Raw genomic sequence first — 20,000 nt, 5'->3', positions numbered from 1 at the left:
GAATTAATAACACCGATAGCGATGGAAGAAGGATTAAAATTTGCTATAAGAGAAGGCGGACACACAGTAGGAGCCGGTGTTGTTTCCAAGATTCTTGCTTAAGAAAAAATGTGCTAATAGCATAAGCTATTAGCACATAACTATTGTTTTGTCAAGACTTGAAATAATGCGGTCTTTAAGGTAAACTAATAAAGTTGGACGGATTTTTTACAGAGTTGAAAACGCGCGGATGAGTGTATATGGAATTAATGATTGCTTATATAGAAGGAGGGAATAATTATGCCCAAACAGAAAATTCGCATAAGATTAAAAGCTTTTGATCATATGGTGTTAGATCAATCTGCTGAAAAGATTGTTGAAACGGCAAAGAGAACAGGCGCAGAAGTGTCAGGACCTATACCACTTCCTACGGAAAGAGATGTAATTACAATACTGAGAGCGCCACATAAATACAAAGATTCGAGAGAACAGTTTGAAACAAGGACACACAAGAGACTTATTGACATATTAAGCCCAACACCTAAAACTGTAGATGCATTAATGAGATTGGATTTACCAGCGGGTGTCGATATAGAGATAAAATTATAAAATTAGGAAATTATGACGCGAAAGCGTCCGATGATTTCAGGAGGGTAGAAGATGAAAAAGGCAATATTAGGTAAAAAACATGGAATGACACAGATATTTGTGGGAAACGAAATGATACCAGTTACAGTTGTAGAAGCAGGTCCATGTGTAGTTGTTCAAAAAAAGACTAAAGAAAATGATGGATACGATGCTATACAAGTTGGTTTCGGTGATGTAAAAGAAAAAAGATTGATAAAGCCTTTAAAGGGTCATTTTGCGAAAGCAAATGTACCATTTAAAAAGTATTTAAGAGAGTTTAGGTTAGATGATATATCATCCTATGAAGTTGGCAGTGAAATAAAAGCTGACATATTTTCTGTTGGCGACAGGGTCGATGTGATTGGAACGTCAAAGGGTAAAGGATTTGCAGGTGTCGTAAAAAGGTACAATGCCAATAGAGGACCTATGGCCCATGGTTCTAAATACCATAGAAGACCGGGTTCGATGGGAGCTAGTTCAGATCCTTCAAGGACATTTAAAGGCAAAAGACTTCCAGGTCATATGGGAAATGAAAGAGTTACTATCCAAAATTTAGAGGTAGTAAAAGTTGATCCTGAAAAGAATTTGCTGCTTATTAAAGGTTCAGTGCCAGGAGTTAAGGGTTCGCTCCTTATGATAAGAGACACTGTTAAGAGCAAATAACGAAAGGAGGAAAATAGATGCCGAAGGTAGCGGTTTACAATATAAATGCAGAACAAATTGGTGAAATTGAATTGAGTGACAATGTATTTGGTGTTGAAGTAAATGTACCTGTCATGCATGAAGCGGTTTTAAATTATTTGGCAAACCAAAGACAGGGTACTCATTCAACAAAAAGACGTGGCGAAGTTAGAGGTGGCGGTATTAAGCCGTGGAGACAAAAAGGTACCGGTAGAGCTCGTCAAGGAAGTATAAGAGCACCACAATGGGTAAAAGGTGGCGTTGTTTTTGGGCCGAAACCAAGAGATTACAGTTACAACATTCCAAAGAAGGTTAAGAGGCTTGCATTAAAATCAGCGTTATCTTCAAAAGTAAGAGACAATGAGATAATAGTCATTGATGATATTAATATAGATGAGCCAAAAACTAAAAAAATTGCCGAGATGCTTAAAAAGTTTGATGTAAAGAATGCGCTTATTGTCATTCCTGATGGCAAGGAAAATGTTATTTTGTCATCCAGGAACATACCAAATGTAAAGGCTGTTTTTGCAAATAGCTTGAACACATACGATGTATTAAAATACGACAGATTTATAATTACAAAAGATGCGGTTAATAAAGTTGAGGAGGTGTATGCTTGATGGATGCAAGAGATATAATCTTAAAACCGGTTATTACGGAAAAAAGCATGAATCTAATGAATGAGAGAAAATACACCTTCATCGTCGATAAAAATGCGAATAAGATTCAGATAAAGCAAGCTGTTGAAGAATTATTTGGTGTCGATGTTGAAAAAGTCTATACAATGAATTATATGGGTAAGTTAAAAAGAGTAGGTAGAAATGTCGGCAGGACTAATAGCTACAAAAAGGCTATCGTGAAACTAAAACCAAACAGCAAAGGAATTGAATTCTTTGAAGGACTGCAAGCGTAAGAGATCTATTTAAGGAGGGAAAACAATGGGTATAAAAAAATACAATCCTACATCACCTGGTAGGAGACAAATGACTGTATTGACATTTGAAGAAATTACAAAAGATAAACCAGAAAAGTCATTGACAGTCAGTCTCAACAAAACAGGTGGACGCAATGTATACGGCAGGATAACTGTTCGTCATCGTGGCGGCGGTCACAAAAGAAAATACAGGATCATTGATTTTAAAAGAGATAAAGATGGTGTACCAGGAAAAGTAGCTTCAATAGAGTACGATCCAAACAGATCAGCATTTATTGCGCTTATCCACTATCTTGATGGTGAAAAAAGATATATTATAGCGCCGCATGGTTTAAAAGTCGGTGATATAGTAGAGTCTGGTGAAAATGTTGATATTAAAGTAGGCAATGCGCTTCCACTAAGCCATATTCCAGTTGGTACATTTATTCATAATATCGAATTGGTAGCTGGTAAAGGTGGACAGTTGGTTAGAGCGGCTGGCTCTATGGCTCAATTGATAGCAAAAGAAGGGGATTATGTACAGGTAAGAATGCCGTCATCAGAAGTAAGGCGTATTAGATCCAATTGTAGAGCTACAATCGGACAAGTATCTAATTTAGATCATGAGAATGTAACGATTGGTAAAGCTGGTAGGTCAAGATGGTTAGGTATAAGACCTACAGTCAGAGGTTCTGTAATGAATCCTGTTGATCACCCACATGGCGGTGGTGAAGGTAAGGCACCTATAGGACATCCAGGACCAATGACTCCATGGGGCAAACCTGCTCTTGGATATAAGACACGTAAGAAAAACAAGTCTACTAATAAAATGATAGTAAAAAGTCGCAAAGCTTAGTTGGGAAGGGAGGCTGTAATTTTGAGTAGATCCTTAAAAAAAGGCCCTTATGTTGATGAAAAACTCTTGAAAAAGATAGAAGAAATGAATAAGAAGAATGAAAAAAAGGTTTTGAAGACATGGTCAAGGAGTTCCACTATATTCCCACAGATGGTTGGTCATACTATAGCAGTACACGACGGTAGAAAGCATGTACCTATCTATATAACAGAGGATATGGTTGGTCATAAGTTAGGGGAATTTGCTCCAACACGTACGTTCCACGGCCATGCAGATACTGAAAAGTCTTCAAAAGTACAATAGGCAAAGGAGGTAATAGTGTGGAAGCGAAAGCAGTCGCAAAATATGTAAGAATTTCACCTCAAAAAGCAGGCCTTGTTATGAATTTAATACGCGGTAAGGATGTCAATGAAGCGTTAGCGATATTAAAGTTTACTCCAAATAAGGCGGCAGGTATAGTGGAAAAAGTTTTAAAATCAGCTATTGCAAACGCTGAAAACAACTTAGGACTTGATAGAGACAACCTTTATGTTGCTAAAGCTGTTGCTGATCAAGGCCCTATAATGAAGAGAATGATGCCGAGAGCGATGGGTAGATCAAATCTGATGAGAAGAAGAACGAGCCATATAACAGTAGTAGTTGATGAAAAATAAAGGAGGGATAAAATGGGTCAAAAGATTAATCCTCGTGGCTTAAGAGTTGGTGTTTCACAAGATTGGTATGCAAAGTGGTTTGCAAAGGATAAAGATTTTAGCGATCTTTTGATTGAAGATATTAAGATAAGAGACTATATAAAGAATAAAATCTATGCATCGGGTGTGCCGAAAATAGAAATAGAAAGAGCAGCTAACAGGATAAAGATTGATGTTTATACTGCAAAGCCTGGCATGGTAATAGGAAAAGGTGGAGCAGGTATTGAAGAATTGAGACAAGAAATCGAAAAAATGACGAATAAAAAAGTCGTCATAAACATCGTTGAGGTAAAGAATCCAGAGTTGGATGCACAGTTAGTGGCTGAAAACATAGCTTCACAATTAGAAAGAAGAATTTCATTCAGACGTGCAATGAAGCAATCTATAGCGAGAGCAATGAAACAAGGTGCTAAGGGTATAAAGATTGCGTGTTCAGGAAGATTGGCAGGAGCTGAAATTGCTCGTACTGAAAGATACCATGAAGGTGTTGTGCCACTACAGACATTAAGAGCTAACATTGATTATGGATTTGCGGAAGCAAATACAACATATGGCAAGATCGGCGTTAAAGTTTGGATTAACAAAGGAGAGATATTGCCACAGCCGAAGAAACAGGTAACAGCGGAAGGAGGCAAATAACCATGTTGATGCCTAAGAGAGTAAAATACAGGAAACAGCAGAGAGGCAGGATAAAAGGCAACGCTACAAGAGGAAATACAGTAACTTATGGAGATTACGGTTTACAAGCGCTTGAAGGTGGCTGGATAACGGCGGTTCAAATAGAGGCTGCCAGGGTTGCTATGACAAGGTATATAAAGAGAGGCGGAAAAGTTTGGATAAAAATTTTCCCAGATAAACCTGTAACGGAAAAACCTGCAGAGACACGTATGGGTTCTGGTAAGGGATCACCTGAATACTGGGTAGCCGTAGTGAAGCCGGGAAGAGTGCTTTTTGAGATAGCTGGTGTAAATGAGGATGTTGCAAGGGAAGCTTTAAGATTAGCTAAGCACAAACTGCCTATAAAAACGAAGTTCGTAAAACGTGAAGAATTGGGTGGTGAAGAGAATGAAGGCTAAAGAGATTAGAGAATTGACAGACGAAGAATTATTGCAGAAGCTTTCCGATTTAAAGGGAGAACTTTTTAACCTTAGGTTTCAACTTGCCACTGGACAATTGGACAATCCTATGAGAGTTAGAGATGTCAGAAAGTCTATAGCAAGAATAAAGACGATCTTAAGAGAAAGAGAACTTGGCAAGTTGAATGCATAGAAAGGAGGATTTAAATTGGAAAGAGGCATGAGAAAAGTTAGAATAGGAAAAGTTGTCAGCAACAAGATGCAGAAGACGATAGTTGTTGCTGTAGAAGATAGAATAAGACATCCACTGTACAACAAGATAGTAAGACGTACGAAAAAGTTTAAGGCACACGATGAAAACAATCAATGTAATATTGGGGATATAGTTAAGATAATGGAAACTAGGCCTTTAAGCAAAGAAAAAAGATGGAGGCTTGTTGAGATAATTAAAAAGGCAGAATGACTGAAAGGAGGTATTTGAGATGATACAGCCTCAAACAATATTAAAAGTTGCAGACAATACTGGTGCTAAAGAGATTATGTGTATACATTTGATGGGTGGTTCAACGAGAAAATTCTCTAATATAGGTGATATAATAGTTGCTTCTGTCAAAAGTGCAACACCCGGAGGTGTTGTAAAAAAAGGCGATGTAGTAAAAGCTGTCATAGTTAGAACAAAGAAGGGCATTGCCAGAAAAGATGGTACGTATATAAGATTCGATGATAACGCTGCTGTTATAATAAAAGACGATTTGCAGCCAAGAGGAACTCGTATATTTGGACCAGTTGCCAGAGAATTAAGGGAAAAAGACTTTATGAAGATAATTTCACTTGCACCGGAAGTTCTATAAGGAGGTGTAACAATTGGAGAGAAAAAAACTTCACGTTAAAACAGGTGATATAGTCACAGTAATATCTGGGAAAGATAAAGGGAAAAAAGGCAAAGTTCTTAAAGCATTGCCAAAAGAAGGAAAGGTTTTAGTTGAAGGTGTAAATGTAGTAACAAAGCATAAAAGAGCAAGAAGTCCACAGGATCAAGGTGGAATAATACATCAAGAAGCACCTATCTTTGCATCTAAAGTAATGTTATACTGCAACAATTGCGGTAAAGGAGTCAGATATGGTGTTAAAATTCTTGCTGATGGTGAGAAGATAAGATACTGCAAAAAGTGTGGAGAGACATTGTAAGTGAAAGGAGGTTTATCATGGCAAGGCTTAGAGATAAATATGTAAATGAAGTAGTACCTGCTCTTATGGAGAAGTATTCTTACAAAAATATAATGCAAGTGCCGAAATTGGAGAAGATAGTTTTAAATATAGGACTTGGTGAAGCAAGAGAAAATCCTAAAGCGATTGAGGCAGCTTCAAATGATTTGGCTGTAATAACAGGTCAGAAGCCTGTGGTTACAAGAGCGAAGAAGTCAATAGCTAATTTTAAAATTCGTGCAGGCATGCCAATAGGTGTTAAAGTCACTTTAAGAGGCGAAAGAATGTATGAATTTGCAGATAAGCTGTTTAATGTAGCACTGCCAAGAGTTAGAGATTTCAGAGGACTTCCTACAAAATCTTTTGATGGTAGAGGAAATTACTCATTCGGCATAAAAGAGCAGCTTATATTCCCTGAGATAGATTATGACAAGATTGATAAAGTTAGAGGAATGGATATAATTTTTGTAACGACAGCAAAGAATGATGAAGAAGCGAGAACACTCTTGGAGCTTATGGGAATGCCGTTTGCTAAGTAAAGGAGGTATATAAATGGCCAGAAAGGCATTGATATTGAAGCAAAAAAAGACCCCTAAATTTAGTACAAGAGCTTATAACAGGTGTAAAATTTGTGGACGTCCACATGCATATATAAGAAAATATGGAATATGCCGTGTTTGCTTTAGAGAATATGCTCATCAAGGCATTATTCCAGGCGTAAAAAAGGCAAGCTGGTAAGAGGGGAGGTATTGAAATGACAGATCCAATCGCAGATATGCTTACACGTATAAGGAATGCAAACATAGTTAGACATGAAACAGTTGAAATACCAGCATCAAACACAAAAAGAGCGATAGCAATGATAATGCTTCGCGAAGGGTTTATTAAAGCAGTTGAGGAAATAGATGATGGTAAACAAGGTATATTAAAGATTACACTTAAATATGGACCAAATAAAGAAAGAGTAATATCAGGGCTTAAAAGGATAAGTAAACCGGGTTTAAGAGTTTATGCAAAAAGCAATGAAATTCCAAGAGTCTTAGGTGGTCTTGGTATGGCTATAATATCAACATCAAAAGGTATAATGACAGATAAAGAAGCTAAAAAAGAGGGTGTCGGAGGAGAAGTTCTCTGCTATATCTGGTAATTCTAAATAGGAGGTGTAAAGCGTGTCTAGAATAGGAAAACAACCAGTTGAAATACCAAAAGACGTAACAGTTACAGTAAACAACAATCACGTTGTAGTGAAAGGACCGAAAGGTACTCTTGAAAGAGATTTTCCAAATTTAGTTAATATAGCTGTCGAAGATAATAAAGTAATAGTAACGAGAAGCAGCGATGATAAAGAAGCAAGAGCTATGCATGGTACGACAAGAGCCTTGATTCAGAACATGGTAAAAGGTGTTAGCACAGGTTATGAGAAAAGCCTCGAGATCGTAGGAGTAGGTTATCGTGTTGCAAAGCAAGGGAAAAAGATAGTCTTAACTGTTGGATATTCACATCCTGTAGAAATTGAAGAAGAGCCAGGCATAGAGTTCGTTGTTGATGGAACAAACAAGATAACGGTAAAAGGCATTGATAAACAAAGAGTTGGTGAAGTGGCTGCGAACATAAGAAAGGTAAGACAACCAGATGCATACAAAGGAAAAGGCATAAGGTATGTTGGTGAATATGTAAGGCTTAAAGAAGGCAAAACAGGTAAGAAGTAAGGGGTGATAAAATGATATCAAAAATTGATAGGCAAATGACACGTAAAAGACGTCATCTTAGAGTTAGAAAAAAAATATCAGGGACAAGTGAAAGACCTAGACTTAGCGTGTACAAAAGTTTAAGCCATATATATGCACAATTAATTGATGATGTAAATGGAGTTACATTGGCCCATGCATCAACATTAGACCCCGAGCTTAAGAGTATTGCGAAGGGAGCTAACAAAGAGTCGGCAAAATTAGTAGGAAAGCTGATTGCTAAGAAGGCGATTGAAAAAGGAATAAAAGATGTTGTTTTCGATCGTGGCGGATATGTGTACCATGGTGTTGTAAAAGAATTAGCAGACGCTGCAAGAGAAGGCGGTTTGAATTTTTAATAAGGAGGGAAATCATGGCTCGTATTGATATATCGAATCTTGACTTAAAAGAGAGAGTTGTAAGCTTAAATCGTGTTGCTAAAGTAGTCAAAGGTGGAAGAAATTTTAGATTTAGTGCAACGGTAGTTGTTGGAGATCCTGATAAAGGGTATGTAGGAGTAGGAACTGGAAAATCTGCAGAAATTCCTGAAGCAATCAGAAAAGCTGTAGAGGATGCAAAAAAACACTTGATCAAAGTTCCTATAGTAGGTACAACAATTCCACATGACGCTGTTGGAGTTTTTGGAGCAGGAAAGGTTTTGTTAAAACCAGCAAAGGAAGGTACAGGAGTTATCGCCGGGGGACCTGTGCGTGCAGTTCTTGAGTCAGCGGGCATTAAAGATATTTTGACAAAATCTTTGGGTTCAGCCAACTCTACAAACATGGTATATGCTACAATTGAAGGTTTGAAATCATTAAAAACTGCTGAAGAAGTTGCTAAATTGCGCGGAATTCCTGTTGAGCAATTGCTTGGATAGGAGGATTGAAATGGCAAAATTAAAAGTGACATTAGTTAGAAGCACAATAGGACGTCAGAAGTCACAAATAGATACAGTTAGAGCGTTGAAATTAGGAAAAATAGGCAGTAGCTCGGTTTTAGATGATATACCACAAGTAAGAGGAATGATAAACAAGGTTAGACATCTGGTCAAAGTTGAAGAAGTAAATGAATAGGAGGTGTAGACGTTGAGACTTCATGATTTAAAACCTGCAGAAGGTTCAAGAAAGGAAAGAAAAAGAGTTGGAAGAGGCATAGGTTCAGGCTTAGGAAAAACATCAGGTCGCGGACATAAAGGCCAAAAGGCAAGAAGTGGTGGAAATATTAGACCAGGCTTTGAAGGTGGACAGATGCCTTTGACAAGGCGTTTACCAAAAAGAGGGTTTACTAACATATTTAAAAAGGAATACGCTATCGTCAACTTAAGCCTGCTTGATAATTTTGAAGATGGAACTGTTGTAACTCCAGAGCTCTTAATCGAGAGAGGAATTATCAAAAAAGTTAAAGACGGTGTCAAGATTTTGGGTTCGGGCGATCTCAGCAAAAAATTAACTGTAAAAGCACACAAGTTCAGCAAATCTGCTATAGATAAGATAGAATCAATAGGGGGAAAGGCAGAGGTGATATAAATGCTAAACAGCCTTGTCAATGCTTGGAAAGTTGCAGACATTAGAAAGAAGATAATATACACAGTTTTAATGCTTTTGGTTTTTAGACTTGGATCACATATACCAGTTCCTGGTATTGATCCAAATCAAATCAAAAACATACTTGGACAAGGAACGCTTTTCGGGTTTTTTGATATAATTTCAGGCGGTGCATTCCGTGATTTTACAATATTCGCTATGAGTATTATTCCTTACATCAATGCATCAATCATTATGCAGCTATTGACTATAGCGATACCTTCATTGGAGCAAATGGCGAAGGAAGGCGAAGAAGGCAGAAAGAAGATTGCGCAATACACTCGCTATATGACAGTTGTATTGGCATTAATTCAGGCTATAGGTATGACTATAGGACTTAGAAGTGCGGTTATTCAACCTAATTTCTTAAATTTGACGATTATCGTATTGACATTGACAGCAGGTACATCCTTCTTGATGTGGCTTGGTGAGAGAATAACAGAAAATGGTGTTGGTAATGGCAGTTCGCTCATAATCTTCGCTGGTATTCTGGCCAGAATACCAAATATGGTATACACTACTGTGCAATACGTTGGTGCGGGAACTGCAAATATATTTGGTGCAATAGCCTTTTTGATCGTGATACTTGTGATGGTTGTCTCAATCATTCTGATGTCTGAAGGGCAAAGGAGAATACCTGTCCAATATGCAAAAAGAGTAGTAGGTCGTAAAGTATACGGAGGACAATCAACACACATACCGATAAGAATAAACATGGCTGGTGTAATTCCTCTAATATTTGCACTATCACTTCTGCAATTTCCCCAGCAGATAGCTACGTTTTTTCCAAAATCAGCATTTTACGCTTTTACAGAAAAATGGCTTGGAACGAATGGTTGGATATATAATATATTAAATGTTCTCCTTATAATTTTCTTTACCTACTTCTACACTGCGATAATATTTAATCCTATTGAGATTTCTGACAACATGAAAAAATATGGTGGTTTTATTCCGGGAATTAGACCTGGAAAACCGACAACGGATTTCATTACAAGAGTAATGAACAGAGTAACTTTTGTGGGATCAATATTCTTAGCATTAGTTGCAGTGCTTCCTGTAATAATGATGAACGCGACTGGTTTACAGTTGTACTTTGGCGGTACGGCATTGTTGATTGCTGTTGGTGTAGCACTAGAAACAATGAAGCAGATAGAAGGACAGCTCATAATGCGTAACTACCAGGGATTCTTGAGATAGTCAGGGGGAGAATATATGAGAATCATATTGTTAGGACCACCTGGAGCTGGAAAAGGGACACAGGCGGAAAGTATAACTAGGGATTATAAAATACCTCATATTTCAACTGGCGATATCTTTAGGTATAACATTAAGAACAACACAGAACTTGGCAAATTAGCAAAACAGTATATTGATAAGGGATTGTTGGTGCCAGATGATGTGACAAACAGGATAGTCGAAGATAGATTATCAAAAGACGATTGTAAAGAGGGCTTTCTACTTGATGGATATCCAAGAAATGTCTCTCAAGCAGAAGCTCTTGATAGATACTTAGGTGAAAGGAATCTAAAAATTGATAATGTAATAAATATTGTTGTTGATAGAGATGAATTAGTAAAAAGGTTAAGTGGCAGGAGAGTTTGTCCATCTTGCGGTGCCACATATCACATTTTTACAAAACCGCCTAAAGTTGAAGGGATTTGCGATAACTGCGGTGAAAAACTGATACAAAGAACGGACGATAACATCGATTCTGTTTTAAAGCGATTGGAAGTTTATGAAGATGAAACAAAACCACTTGTTGAATACTACGGCAATTTAAACTTGATACGGAATATCAATGGAAATAAACCTGTTAATGAAGTTTATGAGGAGATACAGGCATTAATAGGAGACGAAGTTTAATGATATACATTAAATCAGATAGTGAAATTGCTTTGATGCGATATGCTGGTAAGGTCACAGGAGAAGTTCTGAATTTGCTGGAAAAGTATATTAAGCCGGGGATAACGACAAAAGAACTGGATGAAATTGCCGAAGAATACATCCGAAGCAAGGATTGCCAGCCGGCTTTTAAAGGTCTTTATGGATTTCCTGCGACAATATGCGCATCGATTAATGACGAAGTTGTTCACGGAATACCAGGTTTAAGAAAGCTTAAGGAAGGCGATATTATAAGTATAGATACTGGTGCAATTTACCGTGGATTTAATGGTGATGCAGCGAGGACTTTTGCTGTTGGGAAAATCAGTGATAATCTTCAAAAATTGATAGATGTCACAAAGCAAAGTTTCTTCGAAGGTATAAAAATGGCAACTGAACAGCACAGGTTATCTGATATATCAAATGCTATACAATCATACGTTGAGAAAAATGGGTTTTCGGTTGTTAGGGAATATGTAGGACATGGAATAGGCAAGAAAATGCATGAAGATCCACAGATACCCAACTATGGTCCACCTGGAAGGGGTCCAAAGTTGAGGTACGGCATGACCCTGGCAATCGAACCTATGGTCAACGAAGGTAAGTATAATGTAAAGATAAAAGAAAATAATTGGACAGTTGTAACAGTTGATGGAAGTGCTTCTGCACACTATGAAAACACGATAGTCATAACAAAAGGTGAGCCCGAAATCTTGACATTAGTGTAAGAGGTGAATTTAATGGATGATACCTCAATAGGCCGAATAGTCAAATCAAAAGCTGGGAGAGATAAGGATAGAGTCTTTATAATTGTTGGAGTTGCCGACGAAAAACATGTGTTAATTTCTGATGGCGAGTTAAGAAAAATTGAAAAGCCTAAGAAAAAGAAATTGATTCATCTTCAGAAGTACAATGAAGTGAACGAAAAAATAAGAGAGAAAATATTGATTGGTCAGACTGTTACAAATGCTGAAATAATTGAAGCTTTAAAACAGTTTAAGTGTGAAGAATAAGGAGGGTATGATATCCTTGGCAAAGGATGATGTTATCGAAGTAGAAGGTAAAGTAATAGAAGCTTTACCAAATGCAATGTTTCAGGTGGAACTTGATAATGGACATAGAATTTTGGCGCATATCTCTGGCAAACTTAGGATGAATTTTATCAGGATTCTACCAGGGGACAGAGTTACGCTTGAATTATCCCCATATGATTTGACAAGAGGAAGAATTGTATGGCGCGGTAAGTGATAAGGAGGTATAATAATGAAGGTAAGACCATCGGTAAAACCGATTTGCGAAAAATGTAAAGTTATAAAAAGAAAAGGTAAAGTAATGATAATTTGTGAGAATCCTAAACACAAGCAAAAACAAGGTTAGGAGGTGTAAAGATGGCGAGAATTGCTGGCATTGATTTACCTAGAGAAAAACGTGTTGAAATAGGATTGACTTATATTTACGGCATAGGACGTTCTCGTTCAAACGAGATATTGGCTAAAGCTGGCGTTAATCCAGATACAAGAGTTAAAGATCTCACAGAGGATGAAGTGTCAAGATTAAGAGATATAATTGACAAAGAGTATAAAGTCGAAGGTGATTTAAGAAGAGAAGTTTCTTTGAATATAAAGAGGCTTATTGATATAGGATGCTATAGAGGGATAAGGCATAGAAAGGGTTTGCCAGTGCGCGGTCAAAGGACAAGGACAAATGCTCGTACGAGAAAAGGTCCTAAAAAGACTGTTGCTAAGAAGAAGAAATAATAAGGAGGGAAATTATGGCAAAAAAAGTTAAAAGAACAGCAAAACGTCGTGAACGCAAAAATGTTGAACGTGGAGCAGCACACATTCATTCAACATTTAATAATACAATAGTTACGTTGACAGATATGGCTGGCAATGCTTTGGCTTGGTCAAGTGCAGGAACATTAGGTTTTAAAGGTTCAAGAAAATCTACACCGTATGCTGCACAAATGGCAGCAGAAACAGCAGCAAAAGCCGCAATGGAACATGGACTCAAGACTGTGGATGTATTTGTCAAAGGACCAGGTGCAGGTAGAGAGGCAGCCATAAGAGCTTTACAGGCTGCTGGTTTAGAAGTAAGTCTTATAAAGGACGTCACACCTATTCCACATAATGGGTGCAGACCACCTAAGAGAAGAAGAGTGTAAGGAGGTGCAATGATGGCAAGATACACAGAATCTACATGTAAATTGTGCCGCAGGGAAGGCATGAAATTATTTTTGAAAGGCGATAAATGTTATACTGAAAAATGTCCTTTTGCGAGAAGGCCATATGCTCCTGGACAACATGGACAGAACAAGAAAAAGCTTACAAACTATGGTACACAGTTGAGGGAAAAACAAAAATTAAGAAGGTATTATGGAGTTCTGGAGAGACAATTTGAAAGGTATTTTGAAGAAGCAGAGAGAATGAAGGGTATTACAGGTGATAATTTGTTGCAGCTTCTCGAGAGAAGACTTGATAATGTAGTTTACAGATTGTCAATAGCATCTTCAAGGGCACAAGCAAGGCAATTTGTATCACATGGCCATATTCTTGTTAATGGCAAGAAGGTCGATATACCTTCATATTTAGTGAAAGCTGGAGATGTAGTATCTGTAAAAGACAGCAGCAAATCATTAGATGTTATTAAGAATAATGTAGAGGCTTCTACTAATATACCTGATTGGTTAGATTTCAATAGGGATTCATTAGAGGGTAAAGTTTTATCTCTGCCAACAAGAGAGCATATAGATTTGCCAATTGAAGAGCATTTGATTGTTGAATTGTATTCAAGGTAATAATCGGTTACCCTCGTAAGATTAAAAAAAGGAGGGTTTAAATGGTGATTGAAATAGAAAAGCCAAAAATTGAGATAGTGGAGCAATCCAATGATGACACGTATGCTAAGTTTGTCATTGAACCACTTGAGCGTGGTTATGGAATAACACTTGGCAACTCTTTGCGCCGTATGCTTTTATCGTCACTTCCAGGTGCCGCAGCAAAGACGATAAAAATAGATGGTGTACTGCATGAATTTTCTACAGTACCAGGCGTAAAGGAGGACGTTACTGAGATCATACTTAATTTAAAAGAGTTGGCAGTGAAATTATATACAGACGAACCAAAGATAGTTAGAATTGAAGCAGAAGGCAAAGGAGAAGTCACAGCGGGAGATATAATATCTGACGGCGATGTTGAAATAATGAATCCAGATCTTCATATTGCTACGCTTAGCGATAATGGCAAGTTGAACATGGAGATTGAGTTAGTAAAAGGCAAAGGATATGTTCCATCAGATAAGAATAAAGAACCGAATCAGCCGATAGGCATTATTCCGGTTGACTCCATATTTACTCCAGTTAAAAAGGTAAGCTATAGCGTAGAAAATACGCGTGTTGGACAGGTTACAGATTATGACAAGCTTACAATGGAAGTATGGACAAATGGAACAATAAGTCCTAAAGAAGCTATAAGTTTAGCTGCTAAAATATTGATCGATCATTTTAACTTGTTTACTTCATTTGCAGACAATTATAACGATATGGAAGTTTTGGTTGAGAAGTCAGAGAAAAAGACGGATAAACCGCTTGATATGACGATCGAAGAACTTGATCTTTCTGTACGGTCATATAACTGCCTTAAAAGAGCAGGAATTAATACTGTTCAAGATTTAGTTCAAAAGACGGAAGAAGAAATGATGAAAGTTAGAAATCTCGGCAAGAAATCATTAGTTGAAGTCGAACAAAAGCTGAAAGCTTTAGGACTATCATTGCAAAAGAGTGAAGAGTAAGGAGGGCAGATAATGGGTTACAGAAAATTAGGTCGACCACATGACCAAAGAAGAGCTATGTTAAGAAACCTTACAACCAGCTTTTTGAACTATGGAAGAATCCAAACTACAGAAGCTAGAGCCAAAGAAGTAAGAAGCATAGCTGAAAAGATGATTACTCTTGGAAAAAGGGGCGATTTGCACTCAAGAAGACAAGCTTTGGCTTATTTAACTGATGAGACAGTAGTAAAGAAATTATTTGATGAGATTGCTCCAAAATATTCAGAAAGAAATGGCGGGTACACAAGAATATTGAAACTTGGTCCTCGTAGAGGCGATGCGGCTCCGCTGGTTATCTTAGAACTTATTTAGGCTCAAAAGGGGTTAAGTTAGACAAAACTTAACTCCTATTTTAATAGTTTTTGCCAATTAGTTTTGGTCTTTAAAGAAGGTGGTCGTTTGAAAAAAATAATTATGGTAAAAGACCTTACATTTGTTTATGATGCCGGCAGCGACGAAAACAGCAAAAAGATAGTATTGGATGGCTTGAATATAGACATTGATGAAGGAAAGTTTATTGCGATTATTGGTCACAATGGGTCAGGAAAATCAACGCTGGCAAAACATTTCAATGCGCTTTTGATTCCAACAGAAGGCGATGTATACGTCAATGGAATGAACACAAAAGATGCATCCCATTTATGGGATATAAGGCAGACAGCAGGTATGGTATTTCAGAATCCAGATAATCAGTTAGTAGCAACGATTGTTGAAGAAGATGTGGCTTTTGGGCCTGAGAACCTTGGAATAGATCCAAAAGAAATTCGAGAAAGAGTGGATTTTGCATTAAACGCAGTCGATATGTACAAATACAGAGAGTTTGCTCCACACATGCTTTCGGGAGGCCAAAAACAGAGGATAGCCATTGCAGGAGTTATAGCAATGAAACCACAATGTATAATATTAGATGAGCCTACGGCTATGTTAGATCCAAAGGGCAGAAAAGAAGTCATAAATACAATACAGAAGCTTAATAGAGAAAATGGAATCACCATCATATTGATTACACACTATATGGAAGAAGCTGTGCTTGCTGACAGAGTAATTGTGATGGATAATGGTAAAATTGCATTGGATGGAACACCTAAAGATGTATTTAAAGAAGTAAAAATTCTTAAAGATTTAGGTCTCGATGTTCCTCAAGTTACAGAGTTAGCCTACAAGTTAAAACAAGATGGGATAGATATTCCTACAGAAATATTAACTGTAGATGAGATGGTGAGGTTTATATGTCAATACAAGTAGAAAATATTTCTTTCGTATACAATGAAGGCACGCCGTTTGAATCCATTGCACTGAAAGATGTAAGTTTTACAATAGAAGATAATGAATTTGTTGGAATAATAGGACATACAGGCTCTGGAAAATCTACTCTTATTCAGCATTTGAATGGTCTTTTAAAACCAACTTCGGGCAGGATCATTGTGAATGGCATCGATATAACAACGAAAAAGGATTTAAAAGACATTAGAAAAGAAGTAGGCATAGTATTTCAATATCCGGAACATCAACTTTTTGAAGAAACAATATACAAGGATATTGCCTTTGGACCGTCGAATTTAGGACTTTCAGACGATGAAATAGAAAAAAGAGTATATGATGCTATGAAGATAGTAGGACTTGATATAAAAATAAAAGACATGTCTCCATTTGAATTATCAGGTGGAGAAAGAAGACGGGTAGCAATTGCAGGAGTATTGTCTATGATGCCAAAAATTTTGATATTGGATGAGCCAACTGCAGGGCTTGATCCGAGAGGTCGCGACGAAATTCTCTATCAAATAAAGCAGATTCATCAAATGTATAAAATGACTACGATACTTGTCTCACATAGTATGGAAGACATAGCAAAATTGGTGAACAAAATCATTGTAATGCACGATGGCACAGTTTCGTTGATAGGTACTCCTAAAGAAGTTTTTAAACATGTTGAAAAACTTGAGAAGATAGGACTTGGCGTGCCGCAAATCACATATCTTATAAGAGAATTAAGGAAAAATGGAATAGATCTTCCTGATGACATTTTGACAGTCGATGAAGCTAAGAAACATATATTGGAGTACCTTAGGGGTGTTGATAATGCTTAAAAATATAACTATCGGTCAATATATACCTGGCGATACATTCATACACCGTTTAGATCCCAGAGTAAAGATAATATTATCCGTAGTATTCATTATTTTGCTATTTATAATCACAAACTTTTCTGGCTATATTTTTATTCTGTTATTTTTGCTGTTAAGCGTATTTGTTTCAAAAATACCAATAAGTTATATCTTTAAAGGGTTAAAGCCAATTCTTGTGATTTTAATATTAACTGTTGGATTGAATGTATTTTTTACTCCCGGTGGAACATATCTTGCCTCAATAGGTCCGCTTAAGATAACTTCAAATGGAGTAAGATTAGCTTTATTTATGGGGCTAAGGCTTATATTTTTGATAGTTGGCACATCGCTCTTAACATTGACGACATCCCCGATTGCCCTTACAGATGGGATAGAAAACCTCTTAACGCCATTTAAATCTATTGGATTACCTGCCCACGAATTAGCAATGATGATGACAATAGCACTGAGATTCATACCGACACTGCTTGAAGAAACAGATAAAATAATGAAAGCTCAGATGGCCAGAGGTGCCGACTTTGAAAGTGGCAATTTAGTTAAAAGAGCTAAAAATTTGATTCCGCTATTGGTGCCTTTATTTATCAGCGCTTTTAGGAGAGCTGATGAACTCGCAGTGGCAATGGAAGCAAGGTGCTATAGAGGTGGAATCAATAGGACAAAGTTAAAGCAATTAAAAGTAAGCAATAGAGATTATGTAGCAATTTTGTTGACAGCGATTCTTGTTGGAATAATAATATGGAATAGATTTTGGCCATGGTGATAGCTAAATGAGAAACATAGTTTTGGTTATAGAATACGATGGAACAAATTATCATGGTTGGCAGATCCAAAAAAATGCTGTTACAGTTCAAGAAGTCATAACGAAAGCAATAAAAAAAATAACATCAGAGGATGTAAACTTAATTGGTTCCAGCAGGACAGATGCTGGAGTTCATGCCCTAAATCAAGTTGCCAACTTCATATCTAACTGTAATATACCTCTATCAAAAATGCCTAATGCACTAAATAGTGTGCTTCCAAAAGACATAGTTATTAAAAATGCTTATGAGGCAGATATGGACTTTCATTCCAGATATTCTGCCAAAGGTAAAAGGTATAAATACATCATATACAACAGAAAATTTAATTCACCTGTATATAGAAATTATAGCTGGCATATAAGCGATGAATTAGATTTAGATAAAATGATTGAATCATTGACATATTTGAAAGGGACACACGATTTTTCGGCTTTTAAATCCAGTGGAAGCAGTGTAAAAGATTCTATAAGAACCGTAAGAGATATTTCACTTAGAAAAAATGATTTTAATGTAGAGTTTGAGATTGAAGCGGATGGATTTTTATACAACATGGTCAGAATAATCGTTGGAACGATTGTGGATGTGGGGATAGGTAAGATTAATCCTATTCACGTCAAAGAAATTTTAGAATCAAAAGATCGATGCATGGCGGGGAAAACTGCACCACCACAAGGATTGTTTTTAACTAAAATATACTATTGACATGGGTGATGCTGTGGATTAAAATTATATTATGTAAAATTATGCCCCGTTTATTGAAGATATGTTACTTAAGTATAAGTTTCTTAAGGAGGTAAAATATAGTGAAGTCATTCGTGCCAAAAAAGAATGAAGTAGAGAGAAAATGGTATGTCATAGATGCCGAAGGGAAAGTGTTAGGCAGATTAGCTAGCCAAGTTGCAAAGATTTTGTCTGGTAAAAATAAACCGATATATTCACCCAGTGTTGATACAGGTGATTTTGTTATAATTGTCAATGCAGACAAAGTCGTATTGACAGGTAAAAAATTAGAGCAAAAGTACTTTAAATATTACACAGGGCATCCTGGTGGACTTAAATTAATACAGTACAAGACTTTAATGAGAACAAAACCTGAAAAAGCTATCATGAGAGCTGTAAAAGGAATGCTTCCAAAAAACAAATTAGGAAGGCAAATGATAAAAAAATTAAAAGTTTATACTGGTCCTGAACATAAGCATGAAGCACAGAAACCAGAGAAACTTGACATATAAGGAGGGAATAGGTAATGGCTGCTATCCAATTTTTTGGTACAGGTAGAAGAAAAACATCTGTTGCACGTGTTAGGTTAGTCCCAGGGAAAGGCAACATAATCATAAATGGTAGATCTCTTGATGACTATTTTGGATTGGACACTTTAAAATACACGGTCAGACAACCTCTTATTTTGACTGAAAACATCGATAAATTTGACGTAATTGCTAAAGTTGAAGGCGGTGGATTATCGGGCCAAGCTGGTGCAATTAGATTAGGCATTACAAGGGCATTGATGAAAGCTGACAATGAATTAAGACCGATTCTTAAGAAAGCTGGGTTTGTGACAAGAGATCCAAGGATGAAAGAGAGAAAGAAATACGGTCTCAAGAAAGCAAGAAAAGCACCACAATTTTCAAAGAGATAAAAAAAGCGCTATATGCGCTTTTTTTAGTTTAAAATTAAAATAATGAAGAAAAAAGAAGCAAATTAATGAAATCTTAAAATATCTTTATATAATAAGCGAAAAACACGTATTTTGCGGGTAAAAAATATTTGATATAAGCTAATTAATGTGATATATTAATACCTGTCACTGCGAGTGCAAAAGAAAAGAAAAAAGCAGTTGACAGAGAGAAGATAATGTGGTAATATAGACGATGTCGCGGAAAGCGGCGAGGGAAATGAACCTTGAAAACCGAACAGTGAGATAAAAGAGCAAAGGATATAAACATGAGAGTTTGATCCTGGCTCAGGACGAACGCTGGCGGCGTGCCTAACACATGCAAGTCGAGCGATCCGGCACTCAAC

Annotated in this window: 39 protein-coding genes and 1 rRNA gene; all 40 read left to right on the top strand. The window is 36.9% G+C overall.

Annotated features, from left to right (window positions below; translation table 11 throughout):
- On the top strand, positions 1 to 102 hold a 102-nt coding region (locus HNR52_RS10635; protein WP_284698223.1), incomplete at its 5' end, for an EF-Tu C-terminal domain-related protein.
- A gap of 177 nt (positions 103 to 279) precedes the next feature.
- A complete protein-coding gene (rpsJ, locus tag HNR52_RS10630; protein ID WP_013296976.1) occupies positions 280 to 588 on the top strand; it encodes a 30S ribosomal protein S10 in 309 nt (102 codons plus the stop codon).
- Positions 589 to 639: 51 nt separating this feature from the next.
- Positions 640 to 1,269 (top strand): 50S ribosomal protein L3, encoded by a 630-nt coding sequence (gene rplC, locus HNR52_RS10625; RefSeq protein WP_013787149.1) that lies wholly within the window; start codon positions 640 to 642, stop codon positions 1,267 to 1,269.
- A gap of 17 nt (positions 1,270 to 1,286) precedes the next feature.
- On the top strand, positions 1,287 to 1,907 hold the full coding sequence (gene rplD / locus HNR52_RS10620; protein WP_013787150.1) for a 50S ribosomal protein L4: 621 nt from the start codon (positions 1,287 to 1,289) through the stop codon (positions 1,905 to 1,907).
- The gene (rplW, locus tag HNR52_RS10615) at positions 1,907 to 2,200 is read left to right on the top strand and encodes a 50S ribosomal protein L23 (protein ID WP_013787151.1); all 294 of its coding nucleotides are present in this window, start codon (positions 1,907 to 1,909) and stop codon (positions 2,198 to 2,200) included. Before rplD ends, rplW begins: the two co-directional genes overlap by 1 nt.
- Positions 2,201 to 2,225: 25 nt before the next feature.
- Positions 2,226 to 3,056 carry a 50S ribosomal protein L2 gene (gene rplB, locus HNR52_RS10610; protein WP_013787152.1) on the top strand — a complete coding sequence of 277 codons (831 nt, stop codon included), beginning with the start codon at positions 2,226 to 2,228 and terminating at the stop codon, positions 3,054 to 3,056.
- Positions 3,057 to 3,077: 21 nt separating this feature from the next.
- Positions 3,078 to 3,359: a 30S ribosomal protein S19 gene (gene rpsS, locus HNR52_RS10605; RefSeq protein ID WP_013787153.1), complete on the top strand. Its 282-nt coding sequence runs from the start codon at positions 3,078 to 3,080 to the stop codon at positions 3,357 to 3,359.
- A 17-nt stretch (positions 3,360 to 3,376) separates the two neighbouring features.
- Positions 3,377 to 3,709 carry a 50S ribosomal protein L22 gene (rplV, locus tag HNR52_RS10600; RefSeq protein ID WP_085113702.1) on the top strand — a complete coding sequence of 111 codons (333 nt, stop codon included), beginning with the start codon at positions 3,377 to 3,379 and terminating at the stop codon, positions 3,707 to 3,709.
- A gap of 12 nt (positions 3,710 to 3,721) precedes the next feature.
- Complete coding sequence (gene rpsC / locus HNR52_RS10595; protein WP_013787155.1) at positions 3,722 to 4,387, top strand: 30S ribosomal protein S3; 666 nt, start codon at positions 3,722 to 3,724, stop codon at positions 4,385 to 4,387.
- 2 nt (positions 4,388 to 4,389) lie between these two features.
- Positions 4,390 to 4,824, top strand: coding sequence for a 50S ribosomal protein L16 (gene rplP, locus HNR52_RS10590; protein ID WP_013787156.1), 435 nt, complete (start codon positions 4,390 to 4,392; stop codon positions 4,822 to 4,824).
- Positions 4,814 to 5,017 carry a 50S ribosomal protein L29 gene (rpmC, locus tag HNR52_RS10585; protein ID WP_013296985.1) on the top strand — a complete coding sequence of 68 codons (204 nt, stop codon included), beginning with the start codon at positions 4,814 to 4,816 and terminating at the stop codon, positions 5,015 to 5,017. Before rplP ends, rpmC begins: the two co-directional genes overlap by 11 nt.
- 15 nt (positions 5,018 to 5,032) lie before the next feature.
- Positions 5,033 to 5,287: a 30S ribosomal protein S17 gene (gene rpsQ / locus HNR52_RS10580; RefSeq protein ID WP_013787157.1), complete on the top strand. Its 255-nt coding sequence runs from the start codon at positions 5,033 to 5,035 to the stop codon at positions 5,285 to 5,287.
- 19 nt (positions 5,288 to 5,306) lie between these two features.
- Entirely contained in the window at positions 5,307 to 5,675 is a 369-nt protein-coding gene (rplN, locus tag HNR52_RS10575; RefSeq protein WP_013296987.1) for a 50S ribosomal protein L14, read from the top strand.
- A 13-nt stretch (positions 5,676 to 5,688) separates the two neighbouring features.
- Positions 5,689 to 6,012, top strand: a complete 324-nt coding sequence (rplX, locus tag HNR52_RS10570; RefSeq protein ID WP_013787158.1) for a 50S ribosomal protein L24 — start codon at positions 5,689 to 5,691, stop codon at positions 6,010 to 6,012.
- A gap of 17 nt (positions 6,013 to 6,029) precedes the next feature.
- Positions 6,030 to 6,569: a 50S ribosomal protein L5 gene (gene rplE, locus HNR52_RS10565; protein ID WP_013787159.1), complete on the top strand. Its 540-nt coding sequence runs from the start codon at positions 6,030 to 6,032 to the stop codon at positions 6,567 to 6,569.
- Positions 6,570 to 6,582: 13 nt separating this feature from the next.
- Entirely contained in the window at positions 6,583 to 6,768 is a 186-nt protein-coding gene (locus HNR52_RS10560; RefSeq protein WP_013296990.1) for a type Z 30S ribosomal protein S14, read from the top strand.
- A gap of 10 nt (positions 6,769 to 6,778) precedes the next feature.
- Positions 6,779 to 7,177 carry a 30S ribosomal protein S8 gene (gene rpsH, locus HNR52_RS10555; protein ID WP_041592051.1) on the top strand — a complete coding sequence of 133 codons (399 nt, stop codon included), beginning with the start codon at positions 6,779 to 6,781 and terminating at the stop codon, positions 7,175 to 7,177.
- 22 nt (positions 7,178 to 7,199) lie between these two features.
- Entirely contained in the window at positions 7,200 to 7,739 is a 540-nt protein-coding gene (rplF, locus tag HNR52_RS10550) for a 50S ribosomal protein L6 (protein ID WP_013787161.1), read from the top strand.
- A gap of 11 nt (positions 7,740 to 7,750) precedes the next feature.
- Complete coding sequence (rplR, locus tag HNR52_RS10545) at positions 7,751 to 8,116, top strand: 50S ribosomal protein L18 (protein WP_013787162.1); 366 nt, start codon at positions 7,751 to 7,753, stop codon at positions 8,114 to 8,116.
- A 14-nt stretch (positions 8,117 to 8,130) separates the two neighbouring features.
- Positions 8,131 to 8,634, top strand: coding sequence for a 30S ribosomal protein S5 (rpsE, locus tag HNR52_RS10540; protein ID WP_013787163.1), 504 nt, complete (start codon positions 8,131 to 8,133; stop codon positions 8,632 to 8,634).
- Positions 8,635 to 8,644: 10 nt separating this feature from the next.
- Positions 8,645 to 8,830: a 50S ribosomal protein L30 gene (gene rpmD / locus HNR52_RS10535; RefSeq protein WP_013787164.1), complete on the top strand. Its 186-nt coding sequence runs from the start codon at positions 8,645 to 8,647 to the stop codon at positions 8,828 to 8,830.
- A gap of 12 nt (positions 8,831 to 8,842) precedes the next feature.
- Positions 8,843 to 9,283, top strand: coding sequence for a 50S ribosomal protein L15 (rplO, locus tag HNR52_RS10530; protein ID WP_013787165.1), 441 nt, complete (start codon positions 8,843 to 8,845; stop codon positions 9,281 to 9,283).
- Positions 9,284 to 10,540, top strand: coding sequence for a preprotein translocase subunit SecY (secY, locus tag HNR52_RS10525; RefSeq protein ID WP_013787166.1), 1,257 nt, complete (start codon positions 9,284 to 9,286; stop codon positions 10,538 to 10,540).
- Between the two features lie 15 nt (positions 10,541 to 10,555).
- Complete coding sequence (locus HNR52_RS10520) at positions 10,556 to 11,206, top strand: adenylate kinase (RefSeq protein WP_435620561.1); 651 nt, start codon at positions 10,556 to 10,558, stop codon at positions 11,204 to 11,206.
- Positions 11,206 to 11,952, top strand: coding sequence for a type I methionyl aminopeptidase (map, locus tag HNR52_RS10515; RefSeq protein ID WP_013787168.1), 747 nt, complete (start codon positions 11,206 to 11,208; stop codon positions 11,950 to 11,952). The genes HNR52_RS10520 and map overlap by 1 nt, the downstream gene beginning before the upstream one ends.
- Before the next feature lie 12 nt (positions 11,953 to 11,964).
- Positions 11,965 to 12,237, top strand: coding sequence for a KOW domain-containing RNA-binding protein (locus tag HNR52_RS10510; protein ID WP_013787169.1), 273 nt, complete (start codon positions 11,965 to 11,967; stop codon positions 12,235 to 12,237).
- 16 nt (positions 12,238 to 12,253) lie between these two features.
- Positions 12,254 to 12,472, top strand: a complete 219-nt coding sequence (gene infA, locus HNR52_RS10505; RefSeq protein ID WP_013297001.1) for a translation initiation factor IF-1 — start codon at positions 12,254 to 12,256, stop codon at positions 12,470 to 12,472.
- A gap of 15 nt (positions 12,473 to 12,487) precedes the next feature.
- Positions 12,488 to 12,601 (top strand): 50S ribosomal protein L36, encoded by a 114-nt coding sequence (gene rpmJ / locus HNR52_RS10500; RefSeq protein ID WP_013787170.1) that lies wholly within the window; start codon positions 12,488 to 12,490, stop codon positions 12,599 to 12,601.
- A gap of 11 nt (positions 12,602 to 12,612) precedes the next feature.
- Complete coding sequence (gene rpsM / locus HNR52_RS10495) at positions 12,613 to 12,981, top strand: 30S ribosomal protein S13 (protein WP_013297002.1); 369 nt, start codon at positions 12,613 to 12,615, stop codon at positions 12,979 to 12,981.
- A 14-nt stretch (positions 12,982 to 12,995) separates the two neighbouring features.
- Positions 12,996 to 13,388, top strand: coding sequence for a 30S ribosomal protein S11 (gene rpsK / locus HNR52_RS10490; protein WP_013787171.1), 393 nt, complete (start codon positions 12,996 to 12,998; stop codon positions 13,386 to 13,388).
- A 12-nt stretch (positions 13,389 to 13,400) separates the two neighbouring features.
- Positions 13,401 to 14,021, top strand: coding sequence for a 30S ribosomal protein S4 (rpsD, locus tag HNR52_RS10485; RefSeq protein ID WP_013787172.1), 621 nt, complete (start codon positions 13,401 to 13,403; stop codon positions 14,019 to 14,021).
- Between the two features lie 41 nt (positions 14,022 to 14,062).
- The gene (locus tag HNR52_RS10480; RefSeq protein ID WP_013787173.1) at positions 14,063 to 15,013 is read left to right on the top strand and encodes a DNA-directed RNA polymerase subunit alpha; all 951 of its coding nucleotides are present in this window, start codon (positions 14,063 to 14,065) and stop codon (positions 15,011 to 15,013) included.
- A 12-nt stretch (positions 15,014 to 15,025) separates the two neighbouring features.
- On the top strand, positions 15,026 to 15,364 hold the full coding sequence (gene rplQ / locus HNR52_RS10475; RefSeq protein WP_013787174.1) for a 50S ribosomal protein L17: 339 nt from the start codon (positions 15,026 to 15,028) through the stop codon (positions 15,362 to 15,364).
- Between the two features lie 87 nt (positions 15,365 to 15,451).
- Positions 15,452 to 16,297 (top strand): energy-coupling factor transporter ATPase, encoded by an 846-nt coding sequence (locus tag HNR52_RS10470; RefSeq protein WP_013787175.1) that lies wholly within the window; start codon positions 15,452 to 15,454, stop codon positions 16,295 to 16,297.
- Complete coding sequence (locus tag HNR52_RS10465) at positions 16,282 to 17,139, top strand: energy-coupling factor transporter ATPase (RefSeq protein WP_013787176.1); 858 nt, start codon at positions 16,282 to 16,284, stop codon at positions 17,137 to 17,139. The genes HNR52_RS10470 and HNR52_RS10465 overlap by 16 nt, the downstream gene beginning before the upstream one ends.
- Positions 17,132 to 17,938, top strand: coding sequence for an energy-coupling factor transporter transmembrane component T family protein (locus HNR52_RS10460; RefSeq protein ID WP_435620560.1), 807 nt, complete (start codon positions 17,132 to 17,134; stop codon positions 17,936 to 17,938). The genes HNR52_RS10465 and HNR52_RS10460 overlap by 8 nt, the downstream gene beginning before the upstream one ends.
- A 7-nt stretch (positions 17,939 to 17,945) precedes the next feature.
- Entirely contained in the window at positions 17,946 to 18,680 is a 735-nt protein-coding gene (gene truA / locus HNR52_RS10455) for a tRNA pseudouridine(38-40) synthase TruA (RefSeq protein WP_041592053.1), read from the top strand.
- 101 nt (positions 18,681 to 18,781) lie between these two features.
- On the top strand, positions 18,782 to 19,210 hold the full coding sequence (gene rplM, locus HNR52_RS10450) for a 50S ribosomal protein L13 (protein ID WP_013787179.1): 429 nt from the start codon (positions 18,782 to 18,784) through the stop codon (positions 19,208 to 19,210).
- Positions 19,211 to 19,224: 14 nt separating this feature from the next.
- Entirely contained in the window at positions 19,225 to 19,617 is a 393-nt protein-coding gene (gene rpsI / locus HNR52_RS10445) for a 30S ribosomal protein S9 (protein WP_013787180.1), read from the top strand.
- Positions 19,618 to 19,918: 301 nt separating this feature from the next.
- Positions 19,919 to 20,000: ribosomal RNA gene (locus tag HNR52_RS10440) — 16S ribosomal RNA — on the top strand; the annotation flags it as partial.

The organism is Thermoanaerobacterium thermosulfurigenes, from assembly GCF_051201035.1.
Taxonomy (GTDB): Bacteria; Bacillota; Thermoanaerobacteria; order Thermoanaerobacterales; family Thermoanaerobacteraceae; genus Thermoanaerobacterium; species Thermoanaerobacterium thermosulfurigenes.
The sequence above is the reverse complement of the archived record's forward strand: the minus strand, read 5'-3'. Positions and strand labels throughout refer to the sequence as shown.

Coding starts and splice junctions, on each gene's coding strand:
- rplW (WP_013787151.1), top strand. CDS start 1,907: ATGGATGCAAGAGATATAATCTTAAAACCGGTTATTACGGAAAAAAGC.
- rplB (WP_013787152.1), top strand. CDS start 2,226: ATGGGTATAAAAAAATACAATCCTACATCACCTGGTAGGAGACAAATG.
- HNR52_RS10480 (WP_013787173.1), top strand. CDS start 14,063: ATGGTGATTGAAATAGAAAAGCCAAAAATTGAGATAGTGGAGCAATCC.
- rpsK (WP_013787171.1), top strand. CDS start 12,996: ATGGCAAAAAAAGTTAAAAGAACAGCAAAACGTCGTGAACGCAAAAAT.
- rpsC (WP_013787155.1), top strand. CDS start 3,722: ATGGGTCAAAAGATTAATCCTCGTGGCTTAAGAGTTGGTGTTTCACAA.
- truA (WP_041592053.1), top strand. CDS start 17,946: ATGAGAAACATAGTTTTGGTTATAGAATACGATGGAACAAATTATCAT.
- rpsD (WP_013787172.1), top strand. CDS start 13,401: ATGGCAAGATACACAGAATCTACATGTAAATTGTGCCGCAGGGAAGGC.
- rpsM (WP_013297002.1), top strand. CDS start 12,613: ATGGCGAGAATTGCTGGCATTGATTTACCTAGAGAAAAACGTGTTGAA.
- rpmC (WP_013296985.1), top strand. CDS start 4,814: ATGAAGGCTAAAGAGATTAGAGAATTGACAGACGAAGAATTATTGCAG.
- rplD (WP_013787150.1), top strand. CDS start 1,287: ATGCCGAAGGTAGCGGTTTACAATATAAATGCAGAACAAATTGGTGAA.
- rpmD (WP_013787164.1), top strand. CDS start 8,645: ATGGCAAAATTAAAAGTGACATTAGTTAGAAGCACAATAGGACGTCAG.
- rpmJ (WP_013787170.1), top strand. CDS start 12,488: ATGAAGGTAAGACCATCGGTAAAACCGATTTGCGAAAAATGTAAAGTT.
- HNR52_RS10465 (WP_013787176.1), top strand. CDS start 16,282: ATGTCAATACAAGTAGAAAATATTTCTTTCGTATACAATGAAGGCACG.
- HNR52_RS10560 (WP_013296990.1), top strand. CDS start 6,583: ATGGCCAGAAAGGCATTGATATTGAAGCAAAAAAAGACCCCTAAATTT.
- rplR (WP_013787162.1), top strand. CDS start 7,751: ATGATATCAAAAATTGATAGGCAAATGACACGTAAAAGACGTCATCTT.
- rplE (WP_013787159.1), top strand. CDS start 6,030: ATGGCAAGGCTTAGAGATAAATATGTAAATGAAGTAGTACCTGCTCTT.
- rplC (WP_013787149.1), top strand. CDS start 640: ATGAAAAAGGCAATATTAGGTAAAAAACATGGAATGACACAGATATTT.
- HNR52_RS10510 (WP_013787169.1), top strand. CDS start 11,965: ATGGATGATACCTCAATAGGCCGAATAGTCAAATCAAAAGCTGGGAGA.
- rplN (WP_013296987.1), top strand. CDS start 5,307: ATGATACAGCCTCAAACAATATTAAAAGTTGCAGACAATACTGGTGCT.
- rpsJ (WP_013296976.1), top strand. CDS start 280: ATGCCCAAACAGAAAATTCGCATAAGATTAAAAGCTTTTGATCATATG.
- rplP (WP_013787156.1), top strand. CDS start 4,390: ATGTTGATGCCTAAGAGAGTAAAATACAGGAAACAGCAGAGAGGCAGG.
- rplQ (WP_013787174.1), top strand. CDS start 15,026: ATGGGTTACAGAAAATTAGGTCGACCACATGACCAAAGAAGAGCTATG.
- HNR52_RS10460 (WP_435620560.1), top strand. CDS start 17,132: ATGCTTAAAAATATAACTATCGGTCAATATATACCTGGCGATACATTC.
- secY (WP_013787166.1), top strand. CDS start 9,284: ATGCTAAACAGCCTTGTCAATGCTTGGAAAGTTGCAGACATTAGAAAG.
- rpsE (WP_013787163.1), top strand. CDS start 8,131: ATGGCTCGTATTGATATATCGAATCTTGACTTAAAAGAGAGAGTTGTA.
- HNR52_RS10520 (WP_435620561.1), top strand. CDS start 10,556: ATGAGAATCATATTGTTAGGACCACCTGGAGCTGGAAAAGGGACACAG.
- map (WP_013787168.1), top strand. CDS start 11,206: ATGATATACATTAAATCAGATAGTGAAATTGCTTTGATGCGATATGCT.
- rpsI (WP_013787180.1), top strand. CDS start 19,225: ATGGCTGCTATCCAATTTTTTGGTACAGGTAGAAGAAAAACATCTGTT.